The organism is Mesorhizobium prunaredense, assembly GCF_900156895.1.
GTDB classification, from domain to species: domain Bacteria; phylum Pseudomonadota; class Alphaproteobacteria; order Rhizobiales; family Rhizobiaceae; genus Mesorhizobium; species Mesorhizobium prunaredense.
Genome location: NZ_FTPD01000017.1, coordinates 37376 through 64026, shown reverse-complemented (window position 1 = coordinate 64026; position 26651 = coordinate 37376). Strand labels below are relative to the sequence as shown.

Below are 26651 nucleotides of genomic sequence, written 5' to 3'. Positions count from 1 at the left end.
ATTCTATCGGTTCCGTGCAACGTTTGCGGATCATCCGTTGCACTAATCGTGCCAAAGGAATAAAGCTTTCAATGACCTGAATGGTAAGCTGCCGTCCATGTCCGACCCCCGACATTTGGTTGTAGACTCGACACCCTCGTCCTCGCTAGCGACGAAGCCCGCTGCCGAACGGCCGTCGCTGGCCATTAATTGTGAGAGTGCGTGCTATCGTTTCTGTTAAGCATGCGGTGTTGCGCGAGGGCGAGGGCGCGAGGAATGCCCGGAGTTCCCCTGGCCGAAAATCCGCTCGGCGCTTAGCGACAATCGTGCGCATACCCGGCAGACTATGCCGGAGCAGTGGGTTCGAACCGAGCGGCGTCCCAAGCTCTTCACGCGGCGGGCTCGCTGCTGTTTCCGTGCTGTATCTGGGTCGTGTGCGTGACCGACTGCTACCGGTGAAAGCCTTTCCTGGCAGTTGCAAACGTCTGCGTCTGCGGCACCTAGCCGTAAACGCCGAAGACCAGGGATCTGATGCATTTCCTTGCTGGCGTTCGCCGATCGGGAAGTGGAGCGACCGATCTGCGAACATCTGAATTATTATCGCCGCTGGATAGGCGCCGGGCGGTTCAGGAACTGCTCAGCCCGTTCCACACTGCCTTTTATGCGATTTTTGAGGCACAAACCAGAACACTGCGGCGCAGGGGTATTGATTTCCAATCGCCACTTAGTCGGCTGGGCATGTTCCGAAATGAGCGCATTGGGGCCGATAGGGGACCGGCAGGTTTCGGTTCGATCGCGGTGCAATGCGATCGGACGGAGGACAGACGGAGGACCGATGTGCAATGATTATCGATTGACGGTGGATGTCGCTTCGATCGTGGAGGACTTTGCCGACCTGAAGATCAAGATCCGCTTCGGAGAAGGAGCGCCGAACCTCCAGGCGCGCGAGGACATCAAGATCACGGACGTGGCGCCGATCATCAGGACTATCGAGGGCGTCCGAGGCGAAGGCGACATGGTGCAACGGCGCTGGAGCTGGCCCGGACCGAACAAGCGGCCCGTCTATAATTTCCGTTCAGAGGGCCGGGAGTTCTCTTCTAACCGGTGCCTCATCGTCGCGGACGGCTTCTACGAGTTCACCGATCCGATAGATCCCAAGAAGAAGCGAAAAGACAAGTGGCTCTTCACAAAGAATGACGAGCCGATCTTCTGCATTGCTGGAATCTGGCGTGACACGCCGGAGGTCGGCGGAGCCTTCACCATGCTGACGATGGAGCCTGGGCCCGATATCGCGCCCTATCATGACAGGCAGATTGTTATCCTCGATCGCAGCGCGTGGGCGGACTGGCTCGACCCTTCGGTGTCGGCGAAGTCGCTGATCAAGGCCCTTCCCCCCGGCACACTGCAGGTAGGGCAAGTCGGGTGACTTGAAACGAACGGCGCCCGAGTCGATCAGGGATGGGGCGGGGGGCGCACCACTTGCCGGGCTGGCTTGTCCTGACGCTCGCCTTGGTACGAGACCTGGCGCAGGAGATTGTCTTCCGTCCAGGTGAGATAGGTGACCTCGACCACCACTTCAGGCCTGACCCAATGCACCCGCGACAGTTCAAGCGGCGAGCCGAACCGGCTCTCGCGCGGCGGCGGAACGTCGAGGGGCATTCGAGCTGTCTGAAGCGGCCCAAGCCGGCGAGCCAATCGCTTGAGCTCTGCAACCGTGATGCCCGTGCCGGCGCGGCCCGCATATAACAGACGACCATCATCGGTGTAGTAGCCGAGAAGCAGCGAGCCGATGTGCGACCGGCTTCCAGTCGGATCGGTCCAGCCGACGACGATGAATTCCTCTCTGTTGAGACACTTTGACTTGACCCATAGGCCGCGATTGCCGGATGCATAGGCGCTGTCGATCCGCTTTGAGATTGCGCCCTCGAGTGCAAGCCGGCAGGCGTGCTTGCGGAACGCAGGCCCGTTGCCGATCACGTGATCGCTGAAGCGCAGGCCAGGCATGTCGGTCGAAAACAGGCCTTCCAGTCGCGCCTTGCGGTCGATGAGCGGCAGCTTCGCAAAGCTTTCTCCGTTCAGGAACAGAAGATCGAAAGCAAAGAAGGCAAGATCGCCCGTGCGGCCCTCGTCCATAGCGGCCTGCAGGCGGCTGAAGGAGGTGACGCCGTCTGCCCGGACGGCGCACAGCTCCCCGTCGACATATGCCTCTTTCACCGGCAGCGCGCGGAGGGCCGCTATCGTCGCTTGATAGCGATGCGACCAATCGAGGCCGGTGCGGGTGAGCAAGCGGATGTCGCTGCCGTCGATTCGCGCGTGCATGCGGTATCCGTCGTACTTGATTTCGTGAAGCCAATCGGGGCCGTTGGGCGCTTCGTCGACCAGGCGCGTCAGCTGAGGCTCGATCCATTTCGGCGGATGCGTTCTATTCGGCTTTGCCGGATTCACCGTCTTCCGCGCCAATTGAGATGAAGCGTCGTCATGCGGGCCAGACTACCACATGATGACGGTATATCAGCTGCAGCTTTTATCGGAATCGCGGGTCTTCACCTTGATGCTGTCGATATGCTCGTAGGGATCTTATCCCGAGCCGGCAACTATGCCGACTAAGCTGCCTAAACCACGGGACTTTCGATAAGAACGGCCGCGCTCGCTCGGCATAGTATTCTGCCCTCCTTACAACAATGCAAAGGAGGGCAAAATAAAGCCGCCATCTATTGCAACGATTTGGTGGGTGGCTCTTTCGAGACAATGTCGATGCTTGCACCCAGGTAATGCCTTCGCGCATGCGATATGAAATTTGTGCATTGCAATATCTGCGGCGATCGATATGATCCTGTTGCCGGCCATCTACTCCTCCCAGATGCGATGCCGGCGCTGAATGCGGTGCACCTCCTCCCGCGCTGCATTTCAAATCGAGCCCACTGCCACCTCCTCCCGGCAGTGGGCTTTTTCTTTGTATGAGCGCCAATTTGGCCCTTGGCCAACGTATTGGCTTCTAGGCGAGGCGAATGCTCCGGACCTCCAGGCCTTTCTTGCCCTGCCCGCATTCGACAAACACTTTCTGTCCCTCCACCAGCACGCTGAGCCCTGAGCGGGTCAGCGCGGTGGCATGAACGAAGACGTCCTTCTCACCGTTTTCGGGAGAAATGAAGCCGAAGCCCTTTTCGGGATTGTACCATTTGACCGTGCCCTCGCTCTCCAGCTGCGCACCACCCATCCCGGCGATGGACCCCCCAGCAAGGCGCGCATCTGCCGGCGTTTTCGCGATCTGATCGCTGATCTCCAGCACGTGCACGACCTGACGACCTCTTGGACTTTGTTCAACCGCGACTTTGAGACGTGTTCCCTCGGAAACAGCGCGGCTTCCGGCAGCCTCCAACACTCGGATGTGCAGATAAGCTTCCGTGCCGTCCGACAGTTTGACGAAGCCAAAACCCTTGCTGGCATTGAACCACAATATCTCGGCGTCGACAGGGTCTGCGGCCACAATCGCTGGCCGGTGAAAGTAGCTTGGCTCAGAAGCTCGTTCTGAAAAGGAAACGGGGTCATCGTCATGGCGATGCCGGCGTGGTTCGCGATAGTCTCGATATTTGCCCATGATCGTCTCGACTGACGTGGAGCGCACACTGCGCTGGCGTCAGGGTAATCTCCATCGGGCGACGCGTTGGTGTCAAATGGCCTGCGCCTGAAAAAAGATGGCAACAATGCCTATATTGGCGATGAACCCAAATTCAGGAGGTCAGAGACCATGACGACCGAACGCGCTGTGCTTGCAGGCGGCTTCTTCTGGGGTATGCAGGATCTGATCCGCCGCTACCCCGGCGTGATTTCCACCCGCGTCGGCTACACCGGCGGTGAAGTGCCTAACGCTACTTATCGCAATCATGGCAGCCACGCCGAGGCGATCGAGATCGTGTTCGATCCAGACACGATCAGCTATCGCGATCTGCTGGAATTCTTCTTTCAGATCCATGATCCAACGACGCGCAACCGCCAGGGCAACGATGTCGGCGCGAGCTACCGCTCGGCGATCTTCTATAAAGACGACGAGCAAAAGCGCGTTGCGGAAGACACCATCGCCGATGTCGAAACATCCGGGCTTTGGCCCGGTAAGTTCGTGACCGAGGTGGTGCCGGTCAGCGATTTCTGGGAGGCCGAGCCGGAGCATCAGGACTACCTCGAGCGCTATCCCAATGGCTACACCTGTCATTTCCCAAGACCAAACTGGAAGCTTCCGAAGCGAGAGGAAATTCGCCGCGCGGGGTAGGCCGCCGCACTTTACAACTCCTTCTCGGCCAAGTCGCGGAATTGGCCTTTACGTTCATAATAACTGCCGTGGTCGGTTTCCTCTTCTGACCCTTGAACCGTCTTTAACTCCGCGCGAATAGAAGCGCCTGGCGGAAAGCATAGGGAGGCACACACGTGGGCAAGCCCGACCCGAGAGACGAAGGCATAGACGCATTACTGCCTAAAGCTGCCCCGATCGGCCTGCCCTTATCCCCTATTGACCAAAAAGCGACGCTCTTGGCTGCAAGGTTGGGACGAATCCAAAGCGATTGATGAAGAGCAGCGGGAGGCATGGTCGTTTCTGCGATCCATCCTGCGAAGCCCAAATTAGCGCCCGGCACGGCGAACGTGCCGACCAACTAAGCAACTTCGCGCATGCCCTCGTAATTCCTTGCTGGTTGGCGGCGCGGCCTTTCCGTTCATAATAACTGCCGTGCTCGGTTTCCAAGGTCGATAGACTGGCACAGCGGCGCACCTCCGCCAGATCGTCAAGGACCTCGATAAGAAGGGTGTCGGGTTCAAGGTGCAGGACGATGCCTCGCTTGATACGACCACCCGGACGGGGAAGCTCGTGTTTAGCATCCTTTGGATTGCCGAGTTTGAGACGGCTCTCAGGAAGGAACGGCACATGGAAGGGATCGCCAAGGCCAAAGCCAAGGCGGAAGCCAAGGGCGAGCCGTGGAAGACCGGCAGGCCCGTGGTGCTGGACCATGATCTGATCAGGCCGAGCGGCTGTCCGTTAGGCAGGTTGCCAAGGTGGCCGGATGTTCACCTTCGGCGGTCCAGAAGGTTCTCGCTGCGCCGGCGTGAGGGCCATTACCCACACCACTAGGACCACGGCGGGGGTTCATTAGCGAGCGCTGATAGGTGCGCCAGTCGCCGTGTCGTCCTCGCCACCGATGCGGCAGCGCAACGGCTGGCCTGCGCGTCGGCATGCCGGCGAGCAAGGCGCAGGCGCTCGGCCTCATCGACATACGTGCTGTATTGCGCTGGATCGTCGAGAGACACCTACAGCATCCGCGCCCGGGGGTAACTCGTCTGGCGCCGCCAGCGGCGAAATGGCGGCGCGCCTCAGCGCGGGCGCGACCGCGGATTGTCCGAAAATTGTAGCATATTTCGGACTCAAACCTTGCCTTTTGTCCGAAACTTGTCGCATATTTCGGACATGTCCATTGTTGAGCCCAATGCCGATCTTCGCTCGCGCCTGCTTGCCCGCATTGAGTCCAAACCCGACGAGGTCTGGACCCCCGGCGACTTCGCCGATCTCGGCGCGCGCGCCGCCGTGGACAAAACCCTGCAGCGCCTGGCCGCCGCCGGGGAGCTGCGCCGGATCGACCGAGGCCTCTATGACCGGCCGCGCACGAACAACCTGACTGGCCGCGCCACCGTGCCGGATTATCGCGCTGTGATCCGCGCCGTCACGCGCCGCGATCGGGCGCGCGCCGTCATCGATGGTATGACGGCCGCCAACGACCTCGGCCTGACGACCGCCGTCCCCGCCCGAATAGAAGTGCTGGTCGATGCGCGGTTGAAGCCAATCAAGCTCGGCACGCAGGAAATCCACTTCAAATACGCTGCCCCTAGCCGCCTCTATTGGGCGGATCGGCCGGGGATGCGGGTCGTCCAGGCCCTGCATTGGATGCAGGACATGCTGACCCAGAAGGGCGAACGGAAGCGTATCCAGGCGACGTTGCGCCGCCTTTTTGCCGACCCCAAGCACGGCGAGGCCATTCGCGAGGATCTGCGCGCCGGTCTCTCCGCCGTGCCGATCTGGATGCAGGAGTTCCTCCGCGAAATTCTGAGGGCGGACCCGCAGGAGGCGAAGCCATGAGTACCGATGCTTACCGCCAGATCATCGCGGCATCCCCACGTGACCGGCTCGACCTGTTCCTCGCCACGGCCAATCGGATCGGAGCTCCGGTAGGCAATGTCGAAAAGGATTTCTGGGTCTGCTGGACTCTCAATTCGCTCTACCACGAACGGCCTGAGGGGGAGCCACGGCTGCTTTTCAAGGGCGGGACGTCGCTATTAAAAGGCTATGGCCTCATCCAGCGTTTTTCCGAGGACATCGACGTTACCGTGTTCCGCGACGATCTCGACGAGGCTGCCTCCGTCGAAGAGCTTGAGGGACTGTCGAACAAGAAGCGTCGCGCCAAGCTCGACGCCATCCGAGACGCCTGCCGTGCGTATATCACAGGGCCGCTGAGAGACTTCCTCACCGCTCAACTAGCGGACGGTACCAACGGGGTCGGCCGCGTGGAAATCGATGAAGCCGATCCTGATGGGCAGACGCTGCTGCTCTGGTACCCCGAGGTGGAGCCGCGTGACAGCGCCTATGTGCGACCGGCCATACGCCTCGAGTCCGGGGCGAAATCGGCGCTCGATCCCAATCGCCCCATCACGATCACGCCCTATGTCGCGGAGGAAGTGGCAGGCATTGATCTCACCGTCGCCAACGTGACCACGATCGAGGCGACCCGCACCTTTTGGGACAAGGTGGTGGTCGCCCACGGATTGCGCCGCTGGTACGAGCGGCGCGGCGAACTGCGGCAGGAAGGCCAGCGGGTGTCTCGGCACTATTATGACCTGCACTGTCTTCTCGGATCCGAGACCGGAAAGGCCGCGCTCGGCGATCTCGATCTTGGTGCCGATTGTGTCCGGCACGCACGAATGTTTTTCGACCGTCCCGACTATGACCTCGCCTCAGCAGTCCCGGGCAGCTTCGCGATCGCGCCCGCTCCAAAGATGGTGGACGCGCTCACGCGCGACTATGCCAATACCGCGGCCATGATCTTCGGCACTCCGCCGAGTTTCGATGACATTCTGGAATCAGCACGGCAGATTGAGCAGGACATCAACACCCATTCCTAGTCGCCTGGCCACGTCGCCGGGGCATCATCAATCCGTTGTCGAGCAAATGGTCTGCTACTTCAAACCCGAGAACATCGAAAAACTTCACGCTGGCCGAGAGGCGACGATCGCGGCAGCGGCTGTTGGGTTTCGGGCCGCTGCTCGTCCGCCGATCGTTGAACCAGCTCGCGCGTGCCGTCCACCACGAAGACGCCGCAATCAACACCGTTGTCCTGCTGTGTCGGACTGTACTTAAACGTAAGAAGGCCGCCCTGACCTCGTTCCCGCTATGCGCCGGCAAGGCCGCCAACGTCATGCGCAACTGCGCGCCCCAGGCCGACGCCATCTTGCGCGGCGCGAACTGCTCGATCCGATTGTTGAGGTACTTGCTCTTGCGGATGCGGATCGGCTTCAGCGCTCGTCGCGATCGATTCCGCAGACGGTGTTCGGCGTCGCAGGAAATGATCGCCTCATGATTGGTCGGGCTGCCGTCGATGACGATGCGATCCGGTCTGCCGTGGCGGTCCAGGGCCTTCCGGAAGAAGCGCTTGGCTGCCGGCAGGTCGCGGTGTTCGCTGAAGAAGAACTCGGACCATGTCGCCGACGCCGTCGACGGCACGATAGATCCATTGGCAGCGTACCTTGATGTATGTCTCGTCCATGTGCCACTTGCCGGTGAGGGCGCGCGCTTGCGCCCGTTGAAGCGCTCCCGAAGCTGGGCGAGAAGTGAACGACCCAGCGGTGCACTGTCGGGCGCTGGCAGGAAGTCCGATGCGCGGGCGTGGATGGATCAAGGCGTTGCGTCAGGACGAGGCTCGGCAGGTGCGTGCGCGCATTGCGGAACTGGAGCGCGACCTCATAGCGCCCACACCTCAAGGACGCCATCGACGTTTCGAAGCCGGACATGAACTTCGCTGCGAAGTTCCGCCTGGCGCGTCTCGAGGAATGCATCTCCGAAATACCGGAGAAACATAGGCGTTAGCGGAAGCTTCGCCGCTCTCAATGCTTGTAGCCGAACATCATCTCTCTGCTGCGATCACATCGATCCTCAGAAAATGCGGAATGGAAGGCGGTCCAGCTAGGGCGCGAATGGCTGGCCCTAGCACCAAGTTCAGTCGGCTTTGCAGTCCTGTACAAGGATTCCGAAGCCACCTGCGCTCGCGTCCCTGTGGTCACACTGCTCGTCGATAGGTCCAGAGTTGTGCGGGGGGAACATTGAGAACGACGAAATCATAGTGAGAAACGATGTACCGGTCGGGCATTTTGAGCACCGGTGACAGAAGACCGTAGGTGATTTGGATCACAGGTCGCCCGGCGGGGATTCGTGCGAGCAAATCCTCGAGCAGTGTGAGGCGCTGTTGCATCGGAAAGCTCAACATCGGCACTGCGCTTATGACACAATCGAACTTTTCCCGGCGCTCCCCCAGAATTTCTTCCAAGGCAAACGCATTGCCCAAGCGGAAATCCACTCCCGGAAAGCGTCGCACCAGGCCGTCATAGAAATCCTTGGAATATTCGACCGAAGTCAGCCGATGCGGTTTGATGCCTCTTTCCAGGATGGCCCTGGTGATGACACCAGTCCCGGCACCAATCTCCAAAACCGGCAATCCAGAATGCGGGTTGACCACACTGGCCATGCGGCGCGCCGCATGGATCGACGTGGGCATGAGTGCGCCCACACCTTTCTTATCCTTCTGCCAACATTTGAAGAATTGCACTTCTTCCTCAAGTTTCTTGCCAAGTCGCTCTTTCAATCGAAAGACCATATCTGCTCCCTTCTCCCGATCCGAGTCGGAGCGACTTTTTGTCGAAGTTTCGCTATATAAACAAGCCTGACTCACAGGGATGAATGCCGCGCTGGAGGCGCGAAACGCCCGCGCCGGCTGACACGCCTTTCCATGATGACGTTTTCTCGCTCAGATGCGCGCCAGGTCTTCCTGTATGGAAATCTTGGTCATGGCCTCGAGAGCCCCTCGCGGCTCGTCGAGCAGCCGTATCTCGGGCTGCACTATCAGCGCCCGCGGGACCCACGCAGGTTCTCATCTGCTGCGCGCTTCGCCAAGCGCACAGCAGACAGCGAGGCCGCTACGGCCGCGAAAAACCCGCGACGGCGGCTCGATTCCGGGACCGGTCCGCCATTTTTGGCAGGTGATCCGTGCAAGTGCGTGGCGTGGATCACCCCAGCTATCTCGTGGCCGTCCCATTGCCAACGTCCTCTTTTCAACCGGCCGAGCCTCCCAGTCGCCGGATCAATGATGACGATCCCCTCTGAATAGTTTTTTGAAGAGCCTGACGGTCTACGCCGTCTTACTGTGGTTCCGGCTTTGCCATAGCCTTCTCTGCCGCGCAGGCGGCAAAGTGCTATGACTCTACCGTGCATTGGCCTTGGAAAATACGACGGCTGGACCACAATAATGAGGTTTAGGCTGAAGACTTTTCAGAAAAACCCCCAAAAAGGAAACAGCAGCTCTTCCGGTCCTTACGAGCCCGGCCGTTCCTATCGGCCGGTAATCATCGCAGGCCATAGTGCCTGTCCTTCCACGACCGGAGCCGAAGCGATTTTTCTGCTAGCAGCTTCACGCTGGGTCCTGTTCCAAGCCGAACTCGCTGGCAAGGCGCATAGGGCATCAGGAACCGCTTTTGGCGACGACGTGAGTTGGCGCCGGTCAGAACGCGACCTGCTCTGCAGCGCCCTAAGCCGCCTGTTGTTGGGCGGCGCGTGCTCCGAATGAGCATTCGAGGCGAACAGCGTTTCCTTTGGGTGGCAAAGAACAGCACCTGATACTTTTATAGTCTATCAAATCGCTGGACATACTAGCAGCGAAATTCGGAGCCTTCCCAAAACTGGAGCAAGACGATGGTGTTAGCTGTGGAGAGATTTTCAAGAAGGAGGTTTGATGGGTTCGTGACCGCGTTCGCGGTAGGCTTGGTCGCTTCTTTCTTCCCCCTCATTGCCCAGGCGGGTAGCCCGGACGCTGGCAAACTGCCGACCAAAATCCCGGCGGGCACTGTGCTTCGTATCGGCGATCCCGAGACGCAAAGGGCCCTGGAATTATCGGGGCTGATCGATCAACTGCCGTTTGAGGTCGAATGGGCCAATATCAGCGGCGGTCCACAGACAATCGAAGCTTTTCGCGCCAACGCATTGGACGTCGGATCCGTTGCCGACATTCCACCCATCCACGCGACCTGGACGGGGCTCAAGGTCAAGATCATTGCCGCGAAGTTCCGCAAGGAACCGGTTGCGCACCCGATTTATCAACTCGGCATTGCACCGGGAGTCGAGGTCAAGACGCTCGCGGATTTGCGCGGCAAACGGATTGCTTTCAGCCCCGGTCAGGCACAAGGCGCGCTGGTGTTGAGGATCCTGCAGGCCGCCAGCCTGGAAAAGGAGGATGTAGATCTCATCGAACTGCCTAGCAAAGGCGATGCCTATCCGGTGGCACTTGCCGGCAAGCAAGTCGACGTCGCGCCGATCTCGGGCGTCCTCATCAAGCGCTATCTCCGCCAGTATGGCGCCGACGGCGCTGCCACCATCCCGCACGGCTTGCGCGATGATCCAGCCCATCTCTATGCCCCACAAGCCGTGCTTGACGACCCGGCCAAAGCAGCCGCTCTCGGCGAATATGTGCGCTACTGGGCGCTGGCCGCCCGTTGGGTGGAAGAGCATCCCAAGGAGTGGATCGAGGGATACTACGTCGCCACCCAGGGCCTCAACACAGAAGATGGCCAGTATCTGGTCAACGCTGATGGTCGGTTCGACATCCCCTCCGACTGGAACGACGTGATCGTGCGCCAGCAGGCGACGATCGATCTCCTGGCCAAGGAGTTGAACAAGCCCGCGATCAAGGCCGAGGACCTGTTCGACAGGCGCTTCGAGGCGATCGCCACAAACGCGCTGAACGCTTCCTGACGCCTCCTTTCCGAGACCGGAGACGACACCGATGAACGCATTCTCCAACACCGCCGCAGTTGCCCCCGCCTTTCCTGCCGCATCGGATGAAAGGTTGTTGATCCCGCCGGCCGTGGAGCCCCGCAAGACCGGGACGAGGCGACTCGCACTTGGGCGAACGATCCCGTTTGGCGCGCTGATCGGGCCCGCACTTCTTCTCGTGATCTGGTCCATCGGCAGTATCGCCGGCCTGATCGATCCAAGAACGCTGCCGGCGCCTTGGTCGGTTGTCGGCACCGCCATCGATCTCATCGCCGAAGGGAAGCTTCAGCATCATTTGATGACGTCTGCCTGGCGGGCAGCACAGGGGCTGGTGTTCGGAATCCTGATCGGGACCATCCTTGCTCTCATTTCAGGTTTGTCGCGGCTTGGTGAGGCCATCATCGACGGCCCTGTTCAGATCAAGCGGGCGATACCGACGCTCGCTCTGATCCCGCTGCTGATGCTGTGGTTCGGCATCGGCGAGGGCATGAAAGTAACGACCATCGCGCTGGCTGTCCTGATCCCGATCTATATCCAGACCCACAGCAGCTTGCGCAGCATAGACAGCCGTTATGTCGAACTGGCCCAGACCTTGCGAATGGGCTACGGCGAATTCATCCGCCAGGTCATCCTGCCCGGCGCCCTTCCAGGGTTCTTCCTTGGCCTGCGTTTTGCGGTGACCTATGCCTGGCTGTCTCTGGTGGTGGTGGAACAGGTCAATGCCACCAGCGGCATCGGCTACATGATCGATCTCGCACGCAACTACGGCCAGACCGACATCATCATCGTCGGCCTCGTCGTCTACGCATTGCTCGGTCTAGCCTCCGACGGCATCGTCCGCTTCTTCCAGGAAAGGTCCCTGTCATGGCGTCGCACCTTGGCGGATTGAGCGGCGCGCCGGTGGTGCGGGTCGAGAGCCTTGTGAGAAGTTTCGGGCCGCGAACCATCCTCGACGGCCTCAGCCTCGACATCGAGAAGGGGGAGTTCGTCGCCCTTCTCGGCCGTAGCGGGTCGGGCAAGAGTACATTGTTGCGCGCGCTCGCCGATCTCGACGACAAAGTCTCCGGCTCCGGCCGACTCGAAACACCCGACAAGAAATCGGTGGTGTTCCAGGATGCCCGGCTGTTGCCATGGAAACGAGTGCTGGAGAATGTGGTTCTTGGCCTCGACCTGCCGGAAGCCGCCGAACGCGGACGGGTAGCTCTCGATGAGGTTGGCCTGAGCGGCCGCGAGAACGCGTGGCCGGTCGAACTCTCTGGTGGCGAGCAGCAGCGGGTGGCATTGGCGCGCTCGCTGGTTCGTGATCCTGAGCTGCTGCTAGCGGACGAGCCGTTTGGCGCGCTCGACGCGCTGACCCGCCTGCGCATGCACGATCTGCTGCGCCAGCTCTGCGCCCGTCACCAGCCGGCCGTGCTGCTGGTTACCCATGATGTGGACGAAGCCGTAACGCTGGCGGACCGGGTTTTGGTGCTCGACAACGGCGCGATCGCCGCCGACATCGCGATCGATATCCCCACGCCACGCGATCACGGCGATCGCCGGTTCGGCGAGATCCGCTCCCAACTTCTGCGTCATCTCGGCGTCGAGACAAAGCCTGTGTTGCCCGTCTGAACGGCCCCCCAAGACCTGTCGCTCAGCATCACCACCCAGGAGGACGAACTATGCCCGCCGAAAAACGACAATTGAATCTCAACCTTTTCATCTATCCTGGCGGCCATCATGAAGCCGGCTGGCGCTACAAGGATTCCGCCCCTGAGAGAGTGCTGGATATCTCCTATTATCAGGAACTGGCGAAAAAGGCCGAGGCGAGCAAATTCGACGCGCTGTTCTTTGCCGATGGGCCCGCGCTTGCCGACAACATTCGCTACGCAAGCCGCTTCAGACTGGAGCCGCTGACATGGATTTCGGCTCTCGCTGCTGTGACGGAACGCATCGGCTTCATCGCCACGGCTTCGACCACCTACAACGAACCCTACAACCTGGCCCGGCTGTTTGCTTCTTTCGATCATTTGAGCGGCGGGCGCGCCGGCTGGAACATCGTCACGACGGGCGATGCGTCCGCAGCTTTGAATTTCGGCTTTGACCGACATCCAACCCACGCCGATCGTTACGAGCGCGCCGGCGAGTTCGTTGATGTGGTGACGAAGCTCTGGGACAGTTGGGAGGACGACGCGCTCGTCTCGGACAGGGAGTCCGGAATCTTTGCCGACACCGACAAGATCCACCCAATCAACCACATCGGCAAATACCATCGGGTGAAGGGACCGCTCACGCTTCCGCGCTCGCCGCAGGGGCGTCCGGTCTACGTCCAGGCAGGTTCGTCGCAAGACGGACGGTCATTCGCAAGCCGCTATGCCGAGGCGATATTCACAGCCCATCAGACACTCGGCAACGCGCAGGAATTTTACGCTGACATCAAAGCGCGCGTGAAGTCGGTTGGCCGCAACCCTGACCACGTCAAGGTCTTGCCCGGCATCAGCCCCTTCATCGGTTCCACCGAGGCGGAAGCCCGCGCGCTGCATGACGAGTTCAATGAGCTGACGCAGCCGGAATATTCTCTTCACCAGCTACGCCGCATCGTAGACGCCGACCTTTCCAGCTACGATCTGGACGGGCCATTTCCGCGTGAGCTTATCCACGTAGAGGGCGAGCGCGGTGCGAGCAGCCGCTTCCACGTCGTCCTCGACATCATCGAGCGCGAAAATCCAACCATCCGCCAGTTGCTCCACCGCCTCGCCGGGGCGCGCGGCCATTGGGTCCAGGCCGGGACGCCCGAACAGATTGCCGACAAGATCCAGGAATGGTTCGACAATGGTGCCGCGGACGGCTTCAATATCATGCCACCCTATCTGCAAGGCGGGTTCGCTATATTCGCCGAAGAGGTGGTACCGATCTTGCGCAAGCGCGGACTTTTCCGGCACGACTATGACGGGGCAACGCTGAGAGACCATTTCGGTTTGCCGCGCCCGGAAAATACGTTCAGCCGGCCGCAAAAGGCGACCGCCTGAGCTACCTTCGCATCGGGCATTCAACCTAAAAGCGTTACGCCAACACCATTATGGCTTCCTGCCGGGCCATCGTCCCAATCTGTCGCGATGCGTGAGTAAGGCGGTGTTCATCGCCTTTCGCCAGGGGGCCGTTGGAAGTCCGCTGACGCGACATCCCCGTGGCAGAAATCGAACTTAAGCGGCGGCCTCCCGGCGGTGCTGTTCGACGGCAGAGCCATCGCACGAGCTGCATAGGCTGAGAGTTGGCGCGTGGCCATCGCCGAACCGTCGGCCGGGGTGACCTGGCTCGGCCGCCCTGCGGCCGCAACCGACGCTTTCCGTCCCTGCTGCCCAGACATAGCCCTCCGAAATGAGTTGGTCGAATGCGGCGGTCACAGTCTCCTCGAAACACCCAGTTCTTCCGCAAGCGAGCGACTTGAAGGTAGAGCGTCACCGACACCGTCCTCACGCCTCGATCTGCTTGACCAAGGATTGATAAATTCGACGCGTCGCTCCCGTCCTGCGAGAACCCTCCTTATACTGGACCAATGAAAATCTCCAAAAGTGGCAGTTTAATTTGGGCCAGCCAACTGCAATGTTAGCTTGTAGTCAAGGAAGCGATCGTCACTGGTCGCGCGGCTCATGGATTGCTTGCGCTTGAATTGATGGAGTTGCCTGGATGTTTGAGGGTGCAATCATCGATGGTCGAATTCAGAATATTGCATCGGGATTTAGAGCCGTGAGCGTCCACGTCGATGCCACTTCAGCTGCAGAAGGACATTTCGATCCTCGATTGCTTGCTGAAGCCTGCGATTGCGTGTTGGCGGGTGGCCCGGCTTGGGCAGAAGCTCATCTGGCGAGTTGGTCCGACGCCTACGTCCTCTTTGGCGCGAAGCCTAACCGCACGCCGTGCTCAGCCCAGGCCCTCAGAAAGCAGGTTCTGAAAGACGGCACCCTTCCCACGATCAACCCAGTCGTCGATCTCTACAACGCTGTCAGCCTGAAATACGCAATCCCGGTGGGCGGAGAGAACCACGACGCCTATGTCGGGCGACCCTTCCTGACGATCGCGGACGGGACCGAGACGTTCGACACTCTGATGAACGGGGAGGCAGTCGACGATCCTCCTCTATTGGGAGAGGTCATCTGGCGCGACGACATTGGCGTCACCTGCAGACGCTGGAACTGGCGACAAGGAACTCGAACCCGCCTGGAGGCCGCAACAGCCCGGATATGGTTCATATTGGAGGCGTTGGAAACCATGCCCGACGAAGCGCTGGCGGAGGCGACGGATGCCCTGGTCGAAGGGCTGAACGCGTTGATGCCGGGCTACAGGATCGTCAGCCAAGCTATCGCCATCACCAAATGACGTTTCCGGTCGGTCGCATTTATTGATTTGAATGAGAATTTCAAGGGCTCCGAGAATGAATGTCGATCTCCATCAGTTGCTCATTGTCTTTGCTGCATATGTCATTGCCGCGGGAAGCCCGGGCCCCAGCAACATGCGCATCATGGGCGTGGCGATGGCTCGCGGCAGAGGTGCTGCGCTCATGCTCGCCTCGGGCGTCGTCAGCGGCTCGATCTTCTGGGGTCTGATGGCCTCGACCGGCATCTCCGCCCTGTTGGCCAGGTACGCCCAGGCACTGCTCGTTCTGCAGATTTTCGGCGGCCTCTACCTGCTATTCCTCGCCTTCAGGGCGGGACGGTCGGCGCTTACGTCGAACGAGAAGCTGGCGGCACGCGCGTCGGCCGACGAAGTCGCTCTTTCACGGGGTGAGCTCTATAGAAGGGGCCTCTTGATGCATTTGGCGAACCCAAAATCCGTGCTGGCATGGATCGCGCTCGTCACGCTGGGGATCGGCCCGAATTCGTCGTGGCAGAGCATCGCGGCGATATTGGGCGGCTGTGCCGTCCTAAGTGTCACGATCTTCTGCGGCTACGCCATTGTCTTCTCCACACCGCCGATGGTGGCTCTGTATCGCCGCTGTCGCCGCTGGATCGAAAGTCTGCTGGCGATCTTCTTCGCGTTCGCCGGGCTGCGTATGCTGCTTTCCCGTATGTAGTTTCGAAAAGATAGATGATGACTTTGTTTCGTGGCCTGTCGGCGTTCCCCCTCACGCCAACCGATACGGAAGGGCATGTCGACACCGAGGCACTGGCTCGTTTTCTCGAGCGCATTCACCACGCGGGAGCAGACTCCACCGGGCTGCTCGGAAGCACGGGCGGCTATGCTTACCTCACGAGGGAGCAAAGGAAGCGTGCCGTCCAGGCTGCCGTGGAATGCATCGGCGGCAAAACGCCTCTTGTCGTGGGTGTGGGTGCATTTCGTACCGACGAAGCTCAGCGCACAGAATTCCTGACAGTCCCCAGCGAACACCATGCTTGACTCCCGGACTGCGGATACCAAAGCCAAAGGCGCTTTTGTCATTGCCCAAGTGACAATCCAATACGCCAACAGAGAAATCATGCCCCCGAGCACTCCGACCTTCCAGCATTTCTGCAGCGAGACCCGAACCTGCCCCCTTCGCAGATACAACGCACCAAGGTTATCGGAATACCGTTGAAGAGGTGAGACCAGAAAGTGTAGCTTTCTGCGCTTTCGGCAAGACGGGCGCCTAAACCATCTACGACCGTATATCCGGTGATAAATACGCCCGTGCCCACCGCATACAGCATTGCTTTTGGTTCCCGGAAGCCTCCCGCGCCATGCGTCACGGTTAGGCTCATGATACCCAGAGCGATAACAACAACCGAAAAGCCAGCCTGCATGGTCAGTGTTTCACCCACGATCGCGACGGAGATGAACGCTACGACCAGCGGTGAGCAACCCCGAGAAATGGGGTAAACGTGGCTCAGACCTCCATAACGATATGCATTGATCAGAAATACGCAGTAGGCTGTATTAAGCACACATGAAGCCCAAATATATGGCCAGCTTTCTTGTCGGGAACGCCACAAATGGGACAACCACCATACCGACGGCAACCTGGCTCATCATCATGACTGCTATCATGACTAGCCTGTCGGCATTCACCTTGACCAAGACGTTCCATGCCGCATGCAAAACAGCCGCGCCAAACACCATCGCAAACACTCCCGTCGTCATATCAAACTCCGTGTTTGGTAGTGTCCACCCTAGTGTCCATCTCGGCTCGTCTCGGTTTTAGCCACTAACTCCTGCAACGTAGCGGGTTGTAGGAGGTTTGCGACAAAGCCTTATTCGACCTGGATTGCCGGCCATGACGACGCGGATCGCCACTACAACATCGGCGCCAACTCGTCCGCTCGGCCGAGGCGCGCGGCGGCCACTGGCGCGACGTCGTCGATGAGTTGCGGCCACACAAACAATCGATCTGGCAGAGTTGGTCGATTGCCCAAAGGTTCTTCCGTCACCTGAAGGCCTGATGGGATATCCACGGGCATCGTATGGCGCCTCAGGTAAGCGAGCGCCTGTCGGAGGCAAACGCCAAGGGCCACGTCGGAAATGCTCGCTACGCCGGTCGACTGATGCCCAGTCGCCTCATTTCCCGATAGACAGTCGATCGGCCGAGACCCAATGCCTGCGCTATACAGGCGGCGTGGCCGTTGCACGGGCGAAACGGAAACGCTTTGCGAACTCTCGATCTGGGGAACTTCAAGGGCAAATCGTGACCCTGAGTTGCCCTTCATATTTCGCTGCCTTATAGCTGCCATTCACGGCAAGCAGTACGATTGACTCAAACGAAATTGACTGAACGAAGATCCTTCACGCCTTGATTGAAGATTGGCAGTTTTGCGTGCAAAGACGACGTCGGAGTCGTCCAAGAACCCAGCTGTGGCTATCGCCAAAATTTAGCCCGCTACCGACAAAACGGGCTAAGGTTTTAGCGAAATGGATGGCTGGTTGAAGAATAAGAAGCTGGAGAAGCGAGCGCGCCGTGGTACGCCCATCGCACAGGTTGCCGCATTGCCTTATCGCCGCACTGCAGACGGAGACGATGAAATCTTGCTGCTAACGTCTCGGCAAACAGGCCGCTTCATCTTGCCCAAGGGGTGGCCGATGAAGGGTCGACAAGACTGCGAGGCTGCAGCTCAAGAGGCGGGTGAGGAAGCCGGCGTAGTGGGTACTTTGCATGAGCAATCCGTTGGCAGCTTCCATTATTGGAAGCGATTGAAGGACACGTTTGTCCCGGTAAGTGTTGAAGTATACCCGCTTTATGTGCAGCAGGAGCTGGATGAATGGAAAGAGCAGAAGTATCGAAGACGGGCCTGGCTTAAGCCGGATCAAGCAGCACTCCTGGTCGATGAACCTGAGTTGGCTGCCCTATTGGAATCTATAGCGCCTGAACTGGCTCATTTCTGAACGCTAGGATAAAACATGCTCAATTACCTGGCTCACCCGGATCGCTCTCAACGAGGCGCTCCGGCGAGCGTGAAAGCGTCGGCCTTCCGCTGAACTGGCGGAACTGAATGACGGAGGCTCGGTGTTTCTGTCGCAAACGGAATGGCAGCCATATCTGGGAAGCCCTCTCTTTTTCGGGGAGCGCGCTTGTTATGTTCAAAGGCTGTCATTTCGACCGAACAGTGATCTTGCTGTGCGTGCGCTGGTATCTGGCCTACAATCTCGGCCTGCGCGTCCGGAGGAGATGATGGCCGAACGCGGCCTGAACGTCGACCATTCGACTGTGCACCGCTGGGTCGTCCACTTCTCGCCTCAGCTTCTGGAGCGCTTCAACGGGCGCAAGCGCGCCGTCACCGGCAAGTGGCACATGGACGAGACATACATCAAGATACGCGGCCAATGGATGTATCTCTATCGTGCCGTCGACGGCGTCGGCGACACGGTCGAGTTCTTCTTCAGCGAACACCGCGACCTGCCGGCAGCCAAGCGCTTCTTCCGGAAGGCCTGGAGCGCCACGGCAGACCGGATCGCATCGTCATCGACGGCAGCCCGACCAATCATGAGGCGATCATTTCCTGCGACGCCGAACACCGTCTGCGGAATCGATCGCGACGAGCGCTGAAGCCGATCCGCATCCGCAAGAGCAAGTACCTCAACAATCGGATCGAGCAGGACCATCGGCGCATCAAGCGCCGCACGTCTAGGCAGCGGTCTTGATCTCGGCCATGACGCCGACGATGTCGTTCACCACCGTCTCGACCAGCTTCTGGTCGTCGCCCTCGGCCATAACCCGAATCAGGGGCTCGGTGCCGGAAGGCCGGATCACTAGGCGGCCGGACTTGCCGAGCCGGTTGCGGGCATCCTCGATCGCGGCCTTGACGGGTGCTGTCTCCAGGGGCTCGCCGCCGGAAAAGCGCACATTCTTCATGAGCTGCGGCACCGGCTCGAACTTTTTGCAGATCTCGCTGACCGGCTTGTTCTGGCGCTTGATGCAGGCCAGCACCTGAAGCGCCGAGACCAGCCCGTCGCCGGTGGTGGAGAAATCAGACAGCACGATATGGCCGGACTGCTCGCCGCCGACATTCAGCCCATGCGCGCGCATGTGCTCGACCACGTAACGGTCGCCGACCTGGGTTCGGTGAAGTTGCAGGCCGGCTTCACCGAGGAAGCGTTCGAGGCCGAGATTGGACATGACGGTGGCGACGACGCCGCCGCCTGCCAGGCGGCCGCTCTGATGCCAGGATTCGGCGATCAGCGCCATGATCTGGTCGCCGTCGACGACAGCGCCGTTCTCGTCGACGATGACCATGCGGTCGGCGTCGCCATCGAGCGCTATGCCGATGTCGGCGCGCACTTCATGAACCTTCTTGGAAAGGCCCACCGGGTGCGTCGAACCGCATTCCTCGTTGATGTTGAAGCCGTTCGGCTCGTTGTTGATGGTGATGACCTCGGCGCCGAGTTCCCAAAGCGCTGCCGGCGCCACCTTGTAGGCGGCGCCGTTGGCGCAATCGACCACGATGCGCAGGCCCGCCAGCGACATGGACCGCGGCAGAGTGCGTTTGGCGAATTCGATATAGCGGTCGTGCACGCCGTCCACGCGCTTGGCGCGCCCGAGCCCATCCGTGTCGGCCAGCGAAATGTCGACATCCTGGTCGAGCAGCGCCTCGATGCGCATCTCGATCTCGTCCGACAGCTTGTAGCCGTCGGGGCCGAACAGCTTGATGCCGTTATCGTAATAGGGATTGTGCGAGGCCGAGATCATCACGCCGATATCGGCGCGCAGCGACCGCGCCAGCATGGCGACCGCCGGCGTCGGAATCGGCCCCAGCAGGAACACATCCATGCCGGCGGCACAGAAGCCCGCGACCAGCGCGTTCTCGATCATATAGCCCGACAGCCGCGTATCCTTGCCGAGCACGACCCGATGGCGATGGTGGCCGCGCTGGAACGACAGGCCGGCAGCCATGCCGACCTTCATCGCAACTTCGGCGGTCATCGGAAATTTGTTGGCCCCTCCCCGGATCCCGTCCGTTCCGAAATATCGTCTCGTCATCTTACTCGACGTGCCCATATATGATTCACCCAAGTGTCGCCTCGTGGACATTCCCACAGGCAGCCAGTGTCCGAGTGACTGGCCGCTTGCCACTCCGCATCTTCTTTGCAGGATACCATGATTGTCAGGACGAAAGGTGTCCTTAGCTCACAATCTGGGGTGAGGACAAGAGCTGTACAAAATCTTGCGCTAAGCCCGAACGGATCGTGAAACTCATGCGGCTCGCCGGGTTGGGGTCGGTAGCCTAAGGGTTCGAAAGCCTTCGGGCATCTGATGCTCGGTGTCCCAGGTGTAGATGCCTGTCAGGTTGATATGTTCCCAACTCAGCGGCGAGATATGCTTCAACAGCGTATCTGGAATGTTTCGCCCTGGCCTGCCGGCCATCTCCCCCGCAAGGAGGGAGATTGGCAGCTTCGCCGCTGCGCCCATCTCTGCAACATTGATGATTGGCGAAAGCATTAGTGACATATAAATGCCGGTGCTGCCGAGCAGGCCGATGGAATCGACCTCAGCCGCGATCAGCCGGCTGACCAGTTTCCCTAACGCGTAAATCTCGACCCGGCCGGAACGATCGGCGGGGGTGATCGGAAAAGCAGACAGGCCGTTTGCGAAAAATCATGGTTCAATTCCTCGATCGGTGGGGACGAAACCCGGCCAGTAGTGGCCGTCAGGCGTCGGCCGCTTGCCGAAGATGGCCTGACCGACGCGCACGACAGTGGCGCCTTCCTCGATGGCTTCCTCGAAGTCTCCGGTCATACCCATGGAGAGCCCGGTGAGCGCGGCGTTGTGCTTCACGGCTTTGTCCCGCAGCCGGCGCAGCAGAATGAAGCAAGGCCGTACCTTGGCCATGTCGGAGGAAAACAGCGCAAGTGTCATCAACCCGCATGGCCGGAGACGGGGAACCTGATCGAGGGTCTCCACGAAGGGCAGCAGTGCGTTCGGATGGAGGCCGAACTTGCTGTCCTCGCCAGACGTGTTGACCTGCACATAGACGTCGAGGAAGCGATCTTCGCGCTCCAGCCTCGTGTTCAGAAGGTCGGCGAGCCGCAGGCTGTCGAGCGCATGAAACTCACGCGCGAAGCGGGTCAGATATTTGGCCTTGTTGGTCTGCAGATGTCCGACGATGCTCCAGTCGATGGCGAGATCGTGAAGCGCCTCGCACTTTGTCATTGCCTCCTGGATCTTGTTCTCGCCGAAGGTGCTGATGCCGACGTCGAAGGCATATCGCAGGATATGGGCCGGCACCGTCTTGGTGATCGGCAGCAACCGCACGGAGGCTCGGTCGCGCCCGGCCCGTGCGCAAGCAAGCGTGATGCGCTCTTCAACCGACGCCAGATTGGTGCGGAAGCTGGTCAGGGGATCAGGCCCGAAGCGTTCGACGTCCGCGGGCGAAAGCGGCGGATTGTTCGTGCCCATTGTGATCTGCCCCTGTCGTAGACAAGCTCGTTGGCCTTGAGCCACGTGTAGCCGACGCCACTAAGAAACACGAGGCTCTTGTCGGGCGCTGCATAGATGGTCCGATCCGCCGCCGTAGCGACGGCAGACAATGTGCAGACGGTGGCGAAAGCAAGAATTGCAACTGATGATGTGCAGCGATTCATGGGGCGGCCTCCTTGGCCCCCCAGGGATCGGGATAGCCCGTTTGTGATTTTCCGTTAAACGTCGGCGGCTCTCAGCGCCTGTACGCGGGGAGTTGTTTGTCGCGTCGACCATTCCTGGGCATTGGTGCAAAGACGTTGAACTCCGATGCGATGTCGAGGACGGCTTTGGTCATTGCCCTTTGTTTGGTGCGCACCGCGCTCGTTGCCCGTTCTACATGGGTAGCGGTGGGCTGCCTTGAGCTGGATCAGTTTTAGGGCGAACGGCCTGGTTGAATTCCGGCTCGCGACCCCGTTGCGGGGCCAATTGCAGTGGCGTCGGCAAACGAGCCACCCCCCGGCCCTGCCGGTTATGCGTTCGCTGACCCCAATTCCCGAAGCTCGTCGAGCATGGCGACGTCGAGCCGGTTGGGGCAATCTGCCATGCGCCCCTGCTCCTCGGCGTGTTGCCTGCGCCGTTGCGGACCAGAGGCCGCGATAGCACCGGCGCAATTAACCAGCGGTGTTGCGCCACCCAACTCTTGTACCATGCCTTGTGACCCGGTCCGGATTGCACCAGACGGAGTTTCCAATGCGTTTTTCGACTCGGCTCAACCCTCGTATCGTAAGCTTCTGTGTCCTTGCACGTTCGGGCACCGCCTCAGCAGCGCGCTTTGTGTCCCGCGTCCAATCGTCGACGACAGTGAGGATGTGGAACGGTCGGAGACGAAGTCGAGCGATCACTACTGCTTAAGACTCGGCGGTACCAGCATCGGCACGGCGGCGGGCGGTCAGCTTCTCGCGATAGAACCGAAGAGCTCTTGTGGCATCTCGTCGCCCATTCCCACACATTTGCGACGGAGGCGGCGAAAGCCGAGATTTGTCTAACGCGAACATGCCCGCTCTCTACGACAACAGCCAAGCATTGCGAGCAGCGCGGAGCCGTGACGAACGACCTTCCAGTCGGCTTATCTCTCCTCGGAACTGTCGGCAATGTGGCCGCCGGTCTGCCGCCGCCACAGGCGGGCATACAGGCCGTCGCGTTTGAGTAGCTCCGAGGGGGAGCCCTCCTCAACGATGCGCCCTTTGTCGAGCACGACGATCCTGTCCATGCTGGCAATCGTCGACAGGCGGTGGGCAATGGCGATCACCGTCTTGCCCTCCATTATAAGCTCGAGTTTTTCTTGGACCGCCGCCTCGGCTTCACTGTCCAGGGCAGAAGTCGCCTCGTCTAGAAGGAGGATTGGCGCGTCCTTAAGCAGCACCCGAGCGATGGCGACCCGCTGACGCTGGCCGCCAGAAAGCTTCACCCCGCGGTCACCGACGAAAGCATCGTAGCCGGTGCGGTTTTCGCTGTCCTTGAGATCGGCCACGAAACCGTCCGCATCGGCCAGCATTGCGGCGCGTTCGACCTCCTCCGGCGAGGCATCCGGCCGGCCGTAACGGATATTGTCCCCGACAGAGCGATGGAGCAACGAGACATCCTGGGTCACGACCCCGATATTCTGACGCAGGCTTGCCTGCGTCACCGAACGGATATCCTGGCCGTCGACGAAGATTGCGCCATCGTTTACGTCGAAGAACCGCAGAAGCAGGCTGACAAGCGTTGACTTGCCGGACCCCGACATGCCGACGAGCCCGACCTTCTCGCCGGCGCGGACCCTGAGCGATAGATTCTCGATTACCCCTTTTCCTTGCCGGTATTCGAACCGGATATCCCTGAACTCGACCGTGCCGGCGATAACGGCCAGCGGCCTGGCTCCGGAGACATCGGTTACCGTTGAAGGCGTGGTGATGACCGGCATCGCGTCGCGTATCGTGCCCACAGCCTGGAATATCTGCTGTCCTAGCTGGAGAAAGGCCAGGGAGTTGGCGTTGAGCCGCTGAACGAGTGCGATTGAAGCAACAAATTGGCCGGTGGTGACAAAACCGGCCACGAGTCCCCAGAGCCCGACGGCGATGTTGGTCAGCGAAAGAAGGACGTTCAGCAGGACGACGCTGGTGTCGGTTGTTAAGTGGATGCGCCGTTCAAGCTGTTGCGTCTCGATGGCATCTCCCATGATGGTGCGCATTGCGTCCGCCTCGCTGTCTTCGGCCGCAAACAGCTTGACCACGTGGATGTTGCTGTAGAGGTCGGTCATGGCGCCGACGACGAGGCTGCGCGCGCGGGCAGAGTGGCGGGACCGCACGGCAAAATATGGCACTGCCACAACCGCGACTGCGGCGTTCGCCACGATCCAAAAAAAGACCGGAAGCGCCAGCGGCCAGGACAACGTGGCAAGCAGCGAAAGCGAACCGAGAAACTGCACTAGAAAATACGGTATGCTGGAAGACGCTACGACGATCTGCTGCTGCACGGCGACGGCGAGTTGCGAAATACGCGACGCCACCTGGCCGGCGAAGAGATCGTGGAAGAATGCAAGGTCCTGACGTTCGACCGCCTTGTAGCCATGCCATTGCATAGCCGCGGGCATGCATACGTACACTGCCTGGGAACCCAATGTCTTGGCGATGAACATCAGCAGCGGTTGCACGGGGAACATCAGCAGGCCGAGGAACGTGAGCATAGGCCAAGCTTCCTCAAGGAAAACCGCCGCACCGTTCGTGCTCACCCCGTCCACAATGATATACATGCCCCAGATCACCGCGAGGTTGATTCCCTCGACCGCCATCATGAAGACGGCGATGGTCGCCAAGGCGCCACGGAACATGCGTGCGAAATGCAGAAGCAGCGCAAACGGACCTGTTGCCGGCAAAGGCGCGTAGGGGATATCCAGCGGGCGGATAAGCGTCTCAAAGGGACGATAGATGAAATGCAAAGGCGACATGGCGGGTCAAACCGGCTGATCAGAAGAATGGGTGCGGCGCATCGGAGGAGTGCGAGAGCGCTCGCCCCCCTGAACTGCCAAGCGCACGTTCCTCGTCCACACACAATGCGTTCCTGGCGCGCTTCGAGCGGACCACGCAAGGCTGAGGGGCGCACTTGAATGTACATGCGCGCTGTGGCCACGTTCGAGAGCTGCATAGGGTGGCCCCCGTAGTGCTGGTGGACGGCTTGGCTGAAGTAGGCGCGATCTACGAGGAGGCGCCGCGGCTGGCTATAGCGGTCCAGCTCCCCAGGTGTGGCTGGGTTCATCGTCCTGTTCTGGCCGTCTCATTGCGGGCATCGAGCACGCTCCTGGTTGATTTCTCGGTCCTCCACGACGCCCTGCCGACGTCTCACTTACGAGATCAAAGCAATTTGCGTGCCGGATTTGCGCTCCGTTTCGTTCCACCGCTTGCTCGCCAGCCGGTGCCTGGCTGTAACGGCCAGCGGGTGGGGCTCCGACATTCTTGTTCAGTTTCGGACACGCTCGGGAAGACCGAATGGAACCTCGAGCATGTAATCGTCGCACCCGAGCCGAATTTCATCGTCACCGGCTCCCGACCAGGGCGCTTGCTGAAAAGAGCGCTTGCTGCGCCGGCCATGGGTTCGCGGTAACCGCCGCAACCTTTTTACTTCTGATATCGACCTGCTGGTTCACGGAAGAAGCCGATCCCGTGCGTCGCGCGATCGAGCGACTGCCGATCATCTGCGGGGAAGGGACATTCCCTCACGACCTGATCTTTGCATCGGACATTTCGGTCGAACGAGTGCAGGAGCTACTCCATGACGGCGTTTAGAAGCCGGGGTCGCTAGGCTGTCGCTGAAGATCGACCACGTTGCGAAAGAGCGGCAGTTTCGCCAGATCGAACTCGTCGAAGGTCGGGCCGTCGTGCCTTGCTCACCGCGCGACGCACCGGTCCGATATTCTCCTCCAGCACGAAGATCCGGTCGCCTCGCCAGGGAGTTCAGCACCACTGCAAGCGGAATTCCGGTTTATAGAATTAAAAGGTTTCATGACCTTCACACTGATGCGATTGCAGTTAAAATGGAGAATCCGGGCTACGCCATTCTCGCAATAAACTGCCAAATCTGACCGAACGACTGCGTTCTCACCATTAACTGCCAAGCGACACTTCGTGGATTTCGCGCCGGAAGGCTTCCGAGCCGAGATAGCGGGTGAGAAAAATGGTCTTGATTGCCTTGCGGAGTTGGGCCAGCGCCTTGTAGCTCGGGCGCTGCACGCTCGCCCGCGCAAAGCGGCACAGGATCGATTCCGCATCGGCCGTGCGGTGCTGCGGGGCCGCCGCATATTTGATCAACTCGTCATACTGCTGCTCGATGAGGCTCCGTCGATCGCCCGTGTCAGGATCGGCAGAAGGTTCGGGAGCTCGCGCGCCCTTTCGGTGTCGGGCACCCCGCACTTCATCGGCAAGAGAACGGGCGACGGTTCCCGCCACGGTCGCCAACCATCTGGTGGCGCACCGCGACGATCCGAATCTCTTATGGTACGGCGAACTGGAGAGCACATGCGCCCCCTGCCATGACGCGCGCATCCAAAAGGAAGAGGTGAGAGGCTACGCGATCGGGTGTGATGAGAGTGGGAGGCGCATCGCGTCCGACCAATCCGTGGAATCGGCAGCCTTGATTAACGTCTGCGATGTCTGACCAAGGCCATCCATGGCGGAGTGCTCTCGCTGAGGTTAAAGGCAGCCTCTTCGGCCTCGTACCGGGTCAGCC

20 protein-coding genes and 5 pseudogenes are annotated in these 26651 nt (G+C 60.2%); 14 read left to right on the top strand and 11 right to left on the bottom strand.

What is annotated here, in order from left to right; genetic code table 11:
- Positions 1–814: 814 nt before the first annotated feature.
- Positions 815–1405, top strand: a complete 591-nt coding sequence (locus BQ8794_RS14780) for an SOS response-associated peptidase (RefSeq protein ID WP_077378805.1) — start codon at positions 815–817, stop codon at positions 1403–1405.
- A gap of 26 nt (positions 1406–1431) precedes the next feature.
- Here BQ8794_RS14780 and ligD read toward each other — a convergent pair whose 3' ends face one another.
- On the bottom strand, positions 1432–2424 hold the full coding sequence (gene ligD, locus BQ8794_RS14775; RefSeq protein ID WP_167378746.1) for a non-homologous end-joining DNA ligase: 993 nt from the start codon (positions 2422–2424) through the stop codon (positions 1432–1434).
- A 550-nt stretch (positions 2425–2974) separates the two neighbouring features.
- Entirely contained in the window at positions 2975–3577 is a 603-nt protein-coding gene (locus BQ8794_RS37020) for a cold-shock protein (RefSeq protein ID WP_077379102.1), read from the bottom strand.
- A 150-nt stretch (positions 3578–3727) separates the two neighbouring features.
- On the opposite strand from BQ8794_RS37020, the gene msrA reads away from it, so the two are divergent.
- From msrA to BQ8794_RS14750, 4 genes are all read left to right on the top strand, one after another.
- Positions 3728–4246 (top strand): peptide-methionine (S)-S-oxide reductase MsrA, encoded by a 519-nt coding sequence (gene msrA, locus BQ8794_RS14765; RefSeq protein ID WP_077379101.1) that lies wholly within the window; start codon positions 3728–3730, stop codon positions 4244–4246.
- A gap of 543 nt (positions 4247–4789) precedes the next feature.
- Positions 4790–5098, top strand: coding sequence for a recombinase family protein (locus tag BQ8794_RS14760; RefSeq protein ID WP_244554968.1), 309 nt, complete (start codon positions 4790–4792; stop codon positions 5096–5098).
- 333 nt (positions 5099–5431) lie between these two features.
- Positions 5432–6097, top strand: coding sequence for a DUF6088 family protein (locus BQ8794_RS14755; RefSeq protein WP_077379100.1), 666 nt, complete (start codon positions 5432–5434; stop codon positions 6095–6097).
- Positions 6094–7137 carry a nucleotidyl transferase AbiEii/AbiGii toxin family protein gene (locus tag BQ8794_RS14750; RefSeq protein WP_077378794.1) on the top strand — a complete coding sequence of 348 codons (1044 nt, stop codon included), beginning with the start codon at positions 6094–6096 and terminating at the stop codon, positions 7135–7137. The genes BQ8794_RS14755 and BQ8794_RS14750 overlap by 4 nt, the downstream gene beginning before the upstream one ends.
- A 340-nt stretch (positions 7138–7477) precedes the next feature.
- Here BQ8794_RS14750 and BQ8794_RS14745 read toward each other — a convergent pair.
- The 3 genes and pseudogenes from BQ8794_RS14745 to BQ8794_RS34740 all read right to left on the bottom strand — a co-directional run.
- Positions 7478–7866, bottom strand: a pseudogene (locus tag BQ8794_RS14745) (IS6 family transposase); the annotation flags it as partial.
- Positions 7867–8288: 422 nt separating this feature from the next.
- A complete protein-coding gene (gene pmtA / locus BQ8794_RS14735) occupies positions 8289–8882 on the bottom strand; it encodes a phospholipid N-methyltransferase PmtA (RefSeq protein WP_077378791.1) in 594 nt (197 codons plus the stop codon).
- Positions 8883–9035: 153 nt separating this feature from the next.
- Positions 9036–9143: pseudogene (locus BQ8794_RS34740) on the bottom strand (ABC transporter ATP-binding protein); the annotation flags it as partial.
- Between the two features lie 833 nt (positions 9144–9976).
- Between BQ8794_RS34740 and BQ8794_RS14730 the strand changes: the two are divergent.
- The 7 genes and pseudogenes from BQ8794_RS14730 to BQ8794_RS14700 all read left to right on the top strand — a co-directional run.
- Positions 9977–11029 carry an ABC transporter substrate-binding protein gene (locus tag BQ8794_RS14730; protein WP_244554987.1) on the top strand — a complete coding sequence of 351 codons (1053 nt, stop codon included), beginning with the start codon at positions 9977–9979 and terminating at the stop codon, positions 11027–11029.
- A gap of 31 nt (positions 11030–11060) precedes the next feature.
- Positions 11061–11939: an ABC transporter permease gene (locus BQ8794_RS14725; RefSeq protein WP_077378786.1), complete on the top strand. Its 879-nt coding sequence runs from the start codon at positions 11061–11063 to the stop codon at positions 11937–11939.
- A complete protein-coding gene (locus tag BQ8794_RS14720) occupies positions 11915–12661 on the top strand; it encodes an ABC transporter ATP-binding protein (protein ID WP_077378783.1) in 747 nt (248 codons plus the stop codon). Before BQ8794_RS14725 ends, BQ8794_RS14720 begins: the two co-directional genes overlap by 25 nt.
- A 50-nt stretch (positions 12662–12711) precedes the next feature.
- Entirely contained in the window at positions 12712–14058 is a 1347-nt protein-coding gene (locus BQ8794_RS14715; RefSeq protein ID WP_008872032.1) for an LLM class flavin-dependent oxidoreductase, read from the top strand.
- 658 nt (positions 14059–14716) lie between these two features.
- Positions 14717–15406, top strand: a complete 690-nt coding sequence (locus tag BQ8794_RS14710; RefSeq protein WP_077378780.1) for a B3/B4 domain-containing protein — start codon at positions 14717–14719, stop codon at positions 15404–15406.
- Between the two features lie 55 nt (positions 15407–15461).
- Entirely contained in the window at positions 15462–16100 is a 639-nt protein-coding gene (locus BQ8794_RS14705) for a LysE family translocator (protein ID WP_077378777.1), read from the top strand.
- 17 nt (positions 16101–16117) lie between these two features.
- Positions 16118–16381 (top strand): annotated as a pseudogene (locus tag BQ8794_RS14700) (dihydrodipicolinate synthase family protein); the annotation flags it as partial.
- A 119-nt stretch (positions 16382–16500) separates the two neighbouring features.
- Here the strand turns inward: BQ8794_RS14700 and BQ8794_RS37370 are convergent.
- On the bottom strand, positions 16501–16995 hold the full coding sequence (locus BQ8794_RS37370) for an EamA family transporter (protein ID WP_367185473.1): 495 nt from the start codon (positions 16993–16995) through the stop codon (positions 16501–16503).
- Positions 16940–17143: a hypothetical protein gene (locus tag BQ8794_RS14695; protein ID WP_077378774.1), complete on the bottom strand. Its 204-nt coding sequence runs from the start codon at positions 17141–17143 to the stop codon at positions 16940–16942. Before BQ8794_RS14695 ends, BQ8794_RS37370 begins: the two co-directional genes overlap by 56 nt.
- Positions 17144–17920: 777 nt before the next feature.
- On the opposite strand from BQ8794_RS14695, the gene BQ8794_RS14685 reads away from it, so the two are divergent.
- Together BQ8794_RS14685 and BQ8794_RS14680 are read left to right on the top strand one after the other, a co-directional pair.
- Complete coding sequence (locus BQ8794_RS14685; RefSeq protein WP_342188137.1) at positions 17921–18379, top strand: NUDIX hydrolase; 459 nt, start codon at positions 17921–17923, stop codon at positions 18377–18379.
- A 191-nt stretch (positions 18380–18570) separates the two neighbouring features.
- Positions 18571–19114, top strand: a pseudogene (locus BQ8794_RS14680) (IS6 family transposase); the annotation flags it as partial.
- Positions 19115–19118: 4 nt separating this feature from the next.
- Here BQ8794_RS14680 and glmM read toward each other — a convergent pair.
- From glmM to BQ8794_RS14650, 4 genes and pseudogenes are all read right to left on the bottom strand, one after another.
- Positions 19119–20471 carry a phosphoglucosamine mutase gene (glmM, locus tag BQ8794_RS14675; protein WP_077378765.1) on the bottom strand — a complete coding sequence of 451 codons (1353 nt, stop codon included), beginning with the start codon at positions 20469–20471 and terminating at the stop codon, positions 19119–19121.
- A 615-nt stretch (positions 20472–21086) separates the two neighbouring features.
- Complete coding sequence (locus BQ8794_RS14665) at positions 21087–21887, bottom strand: YggS family pyridoxal phosphate-dependent enzyme (RefSeq protein ID WP_077378757.1); 801 nt, start codon at positions 21885–21887, stop codon at positions 21087–21089.
- Positions 21888–23016: 1129 nt separating this feature from the next.
- The gene (locus tag BQ8794_RS14655; protein ID WP_077378751.1) at positions 23017–24876 is read right to left on the bottom strand and encodes an ABC transporter ATP-binding protein; all 1860 of its coding nucleotides are present in this window, start codon (positions 24874–24876) and stop codon (positions 23017–23019) included.
- Positions 24877–26047: 1171 nt separating this feature from the next.
- Positions 26048–26313 (bottom strand): annotated as a pseudogene (locus BQ8794_RS14650) (Tn3 family transposase); the annotation flags it as partial.
- Positions 26314–26651 lie beyond the last annotated feature (338 nt).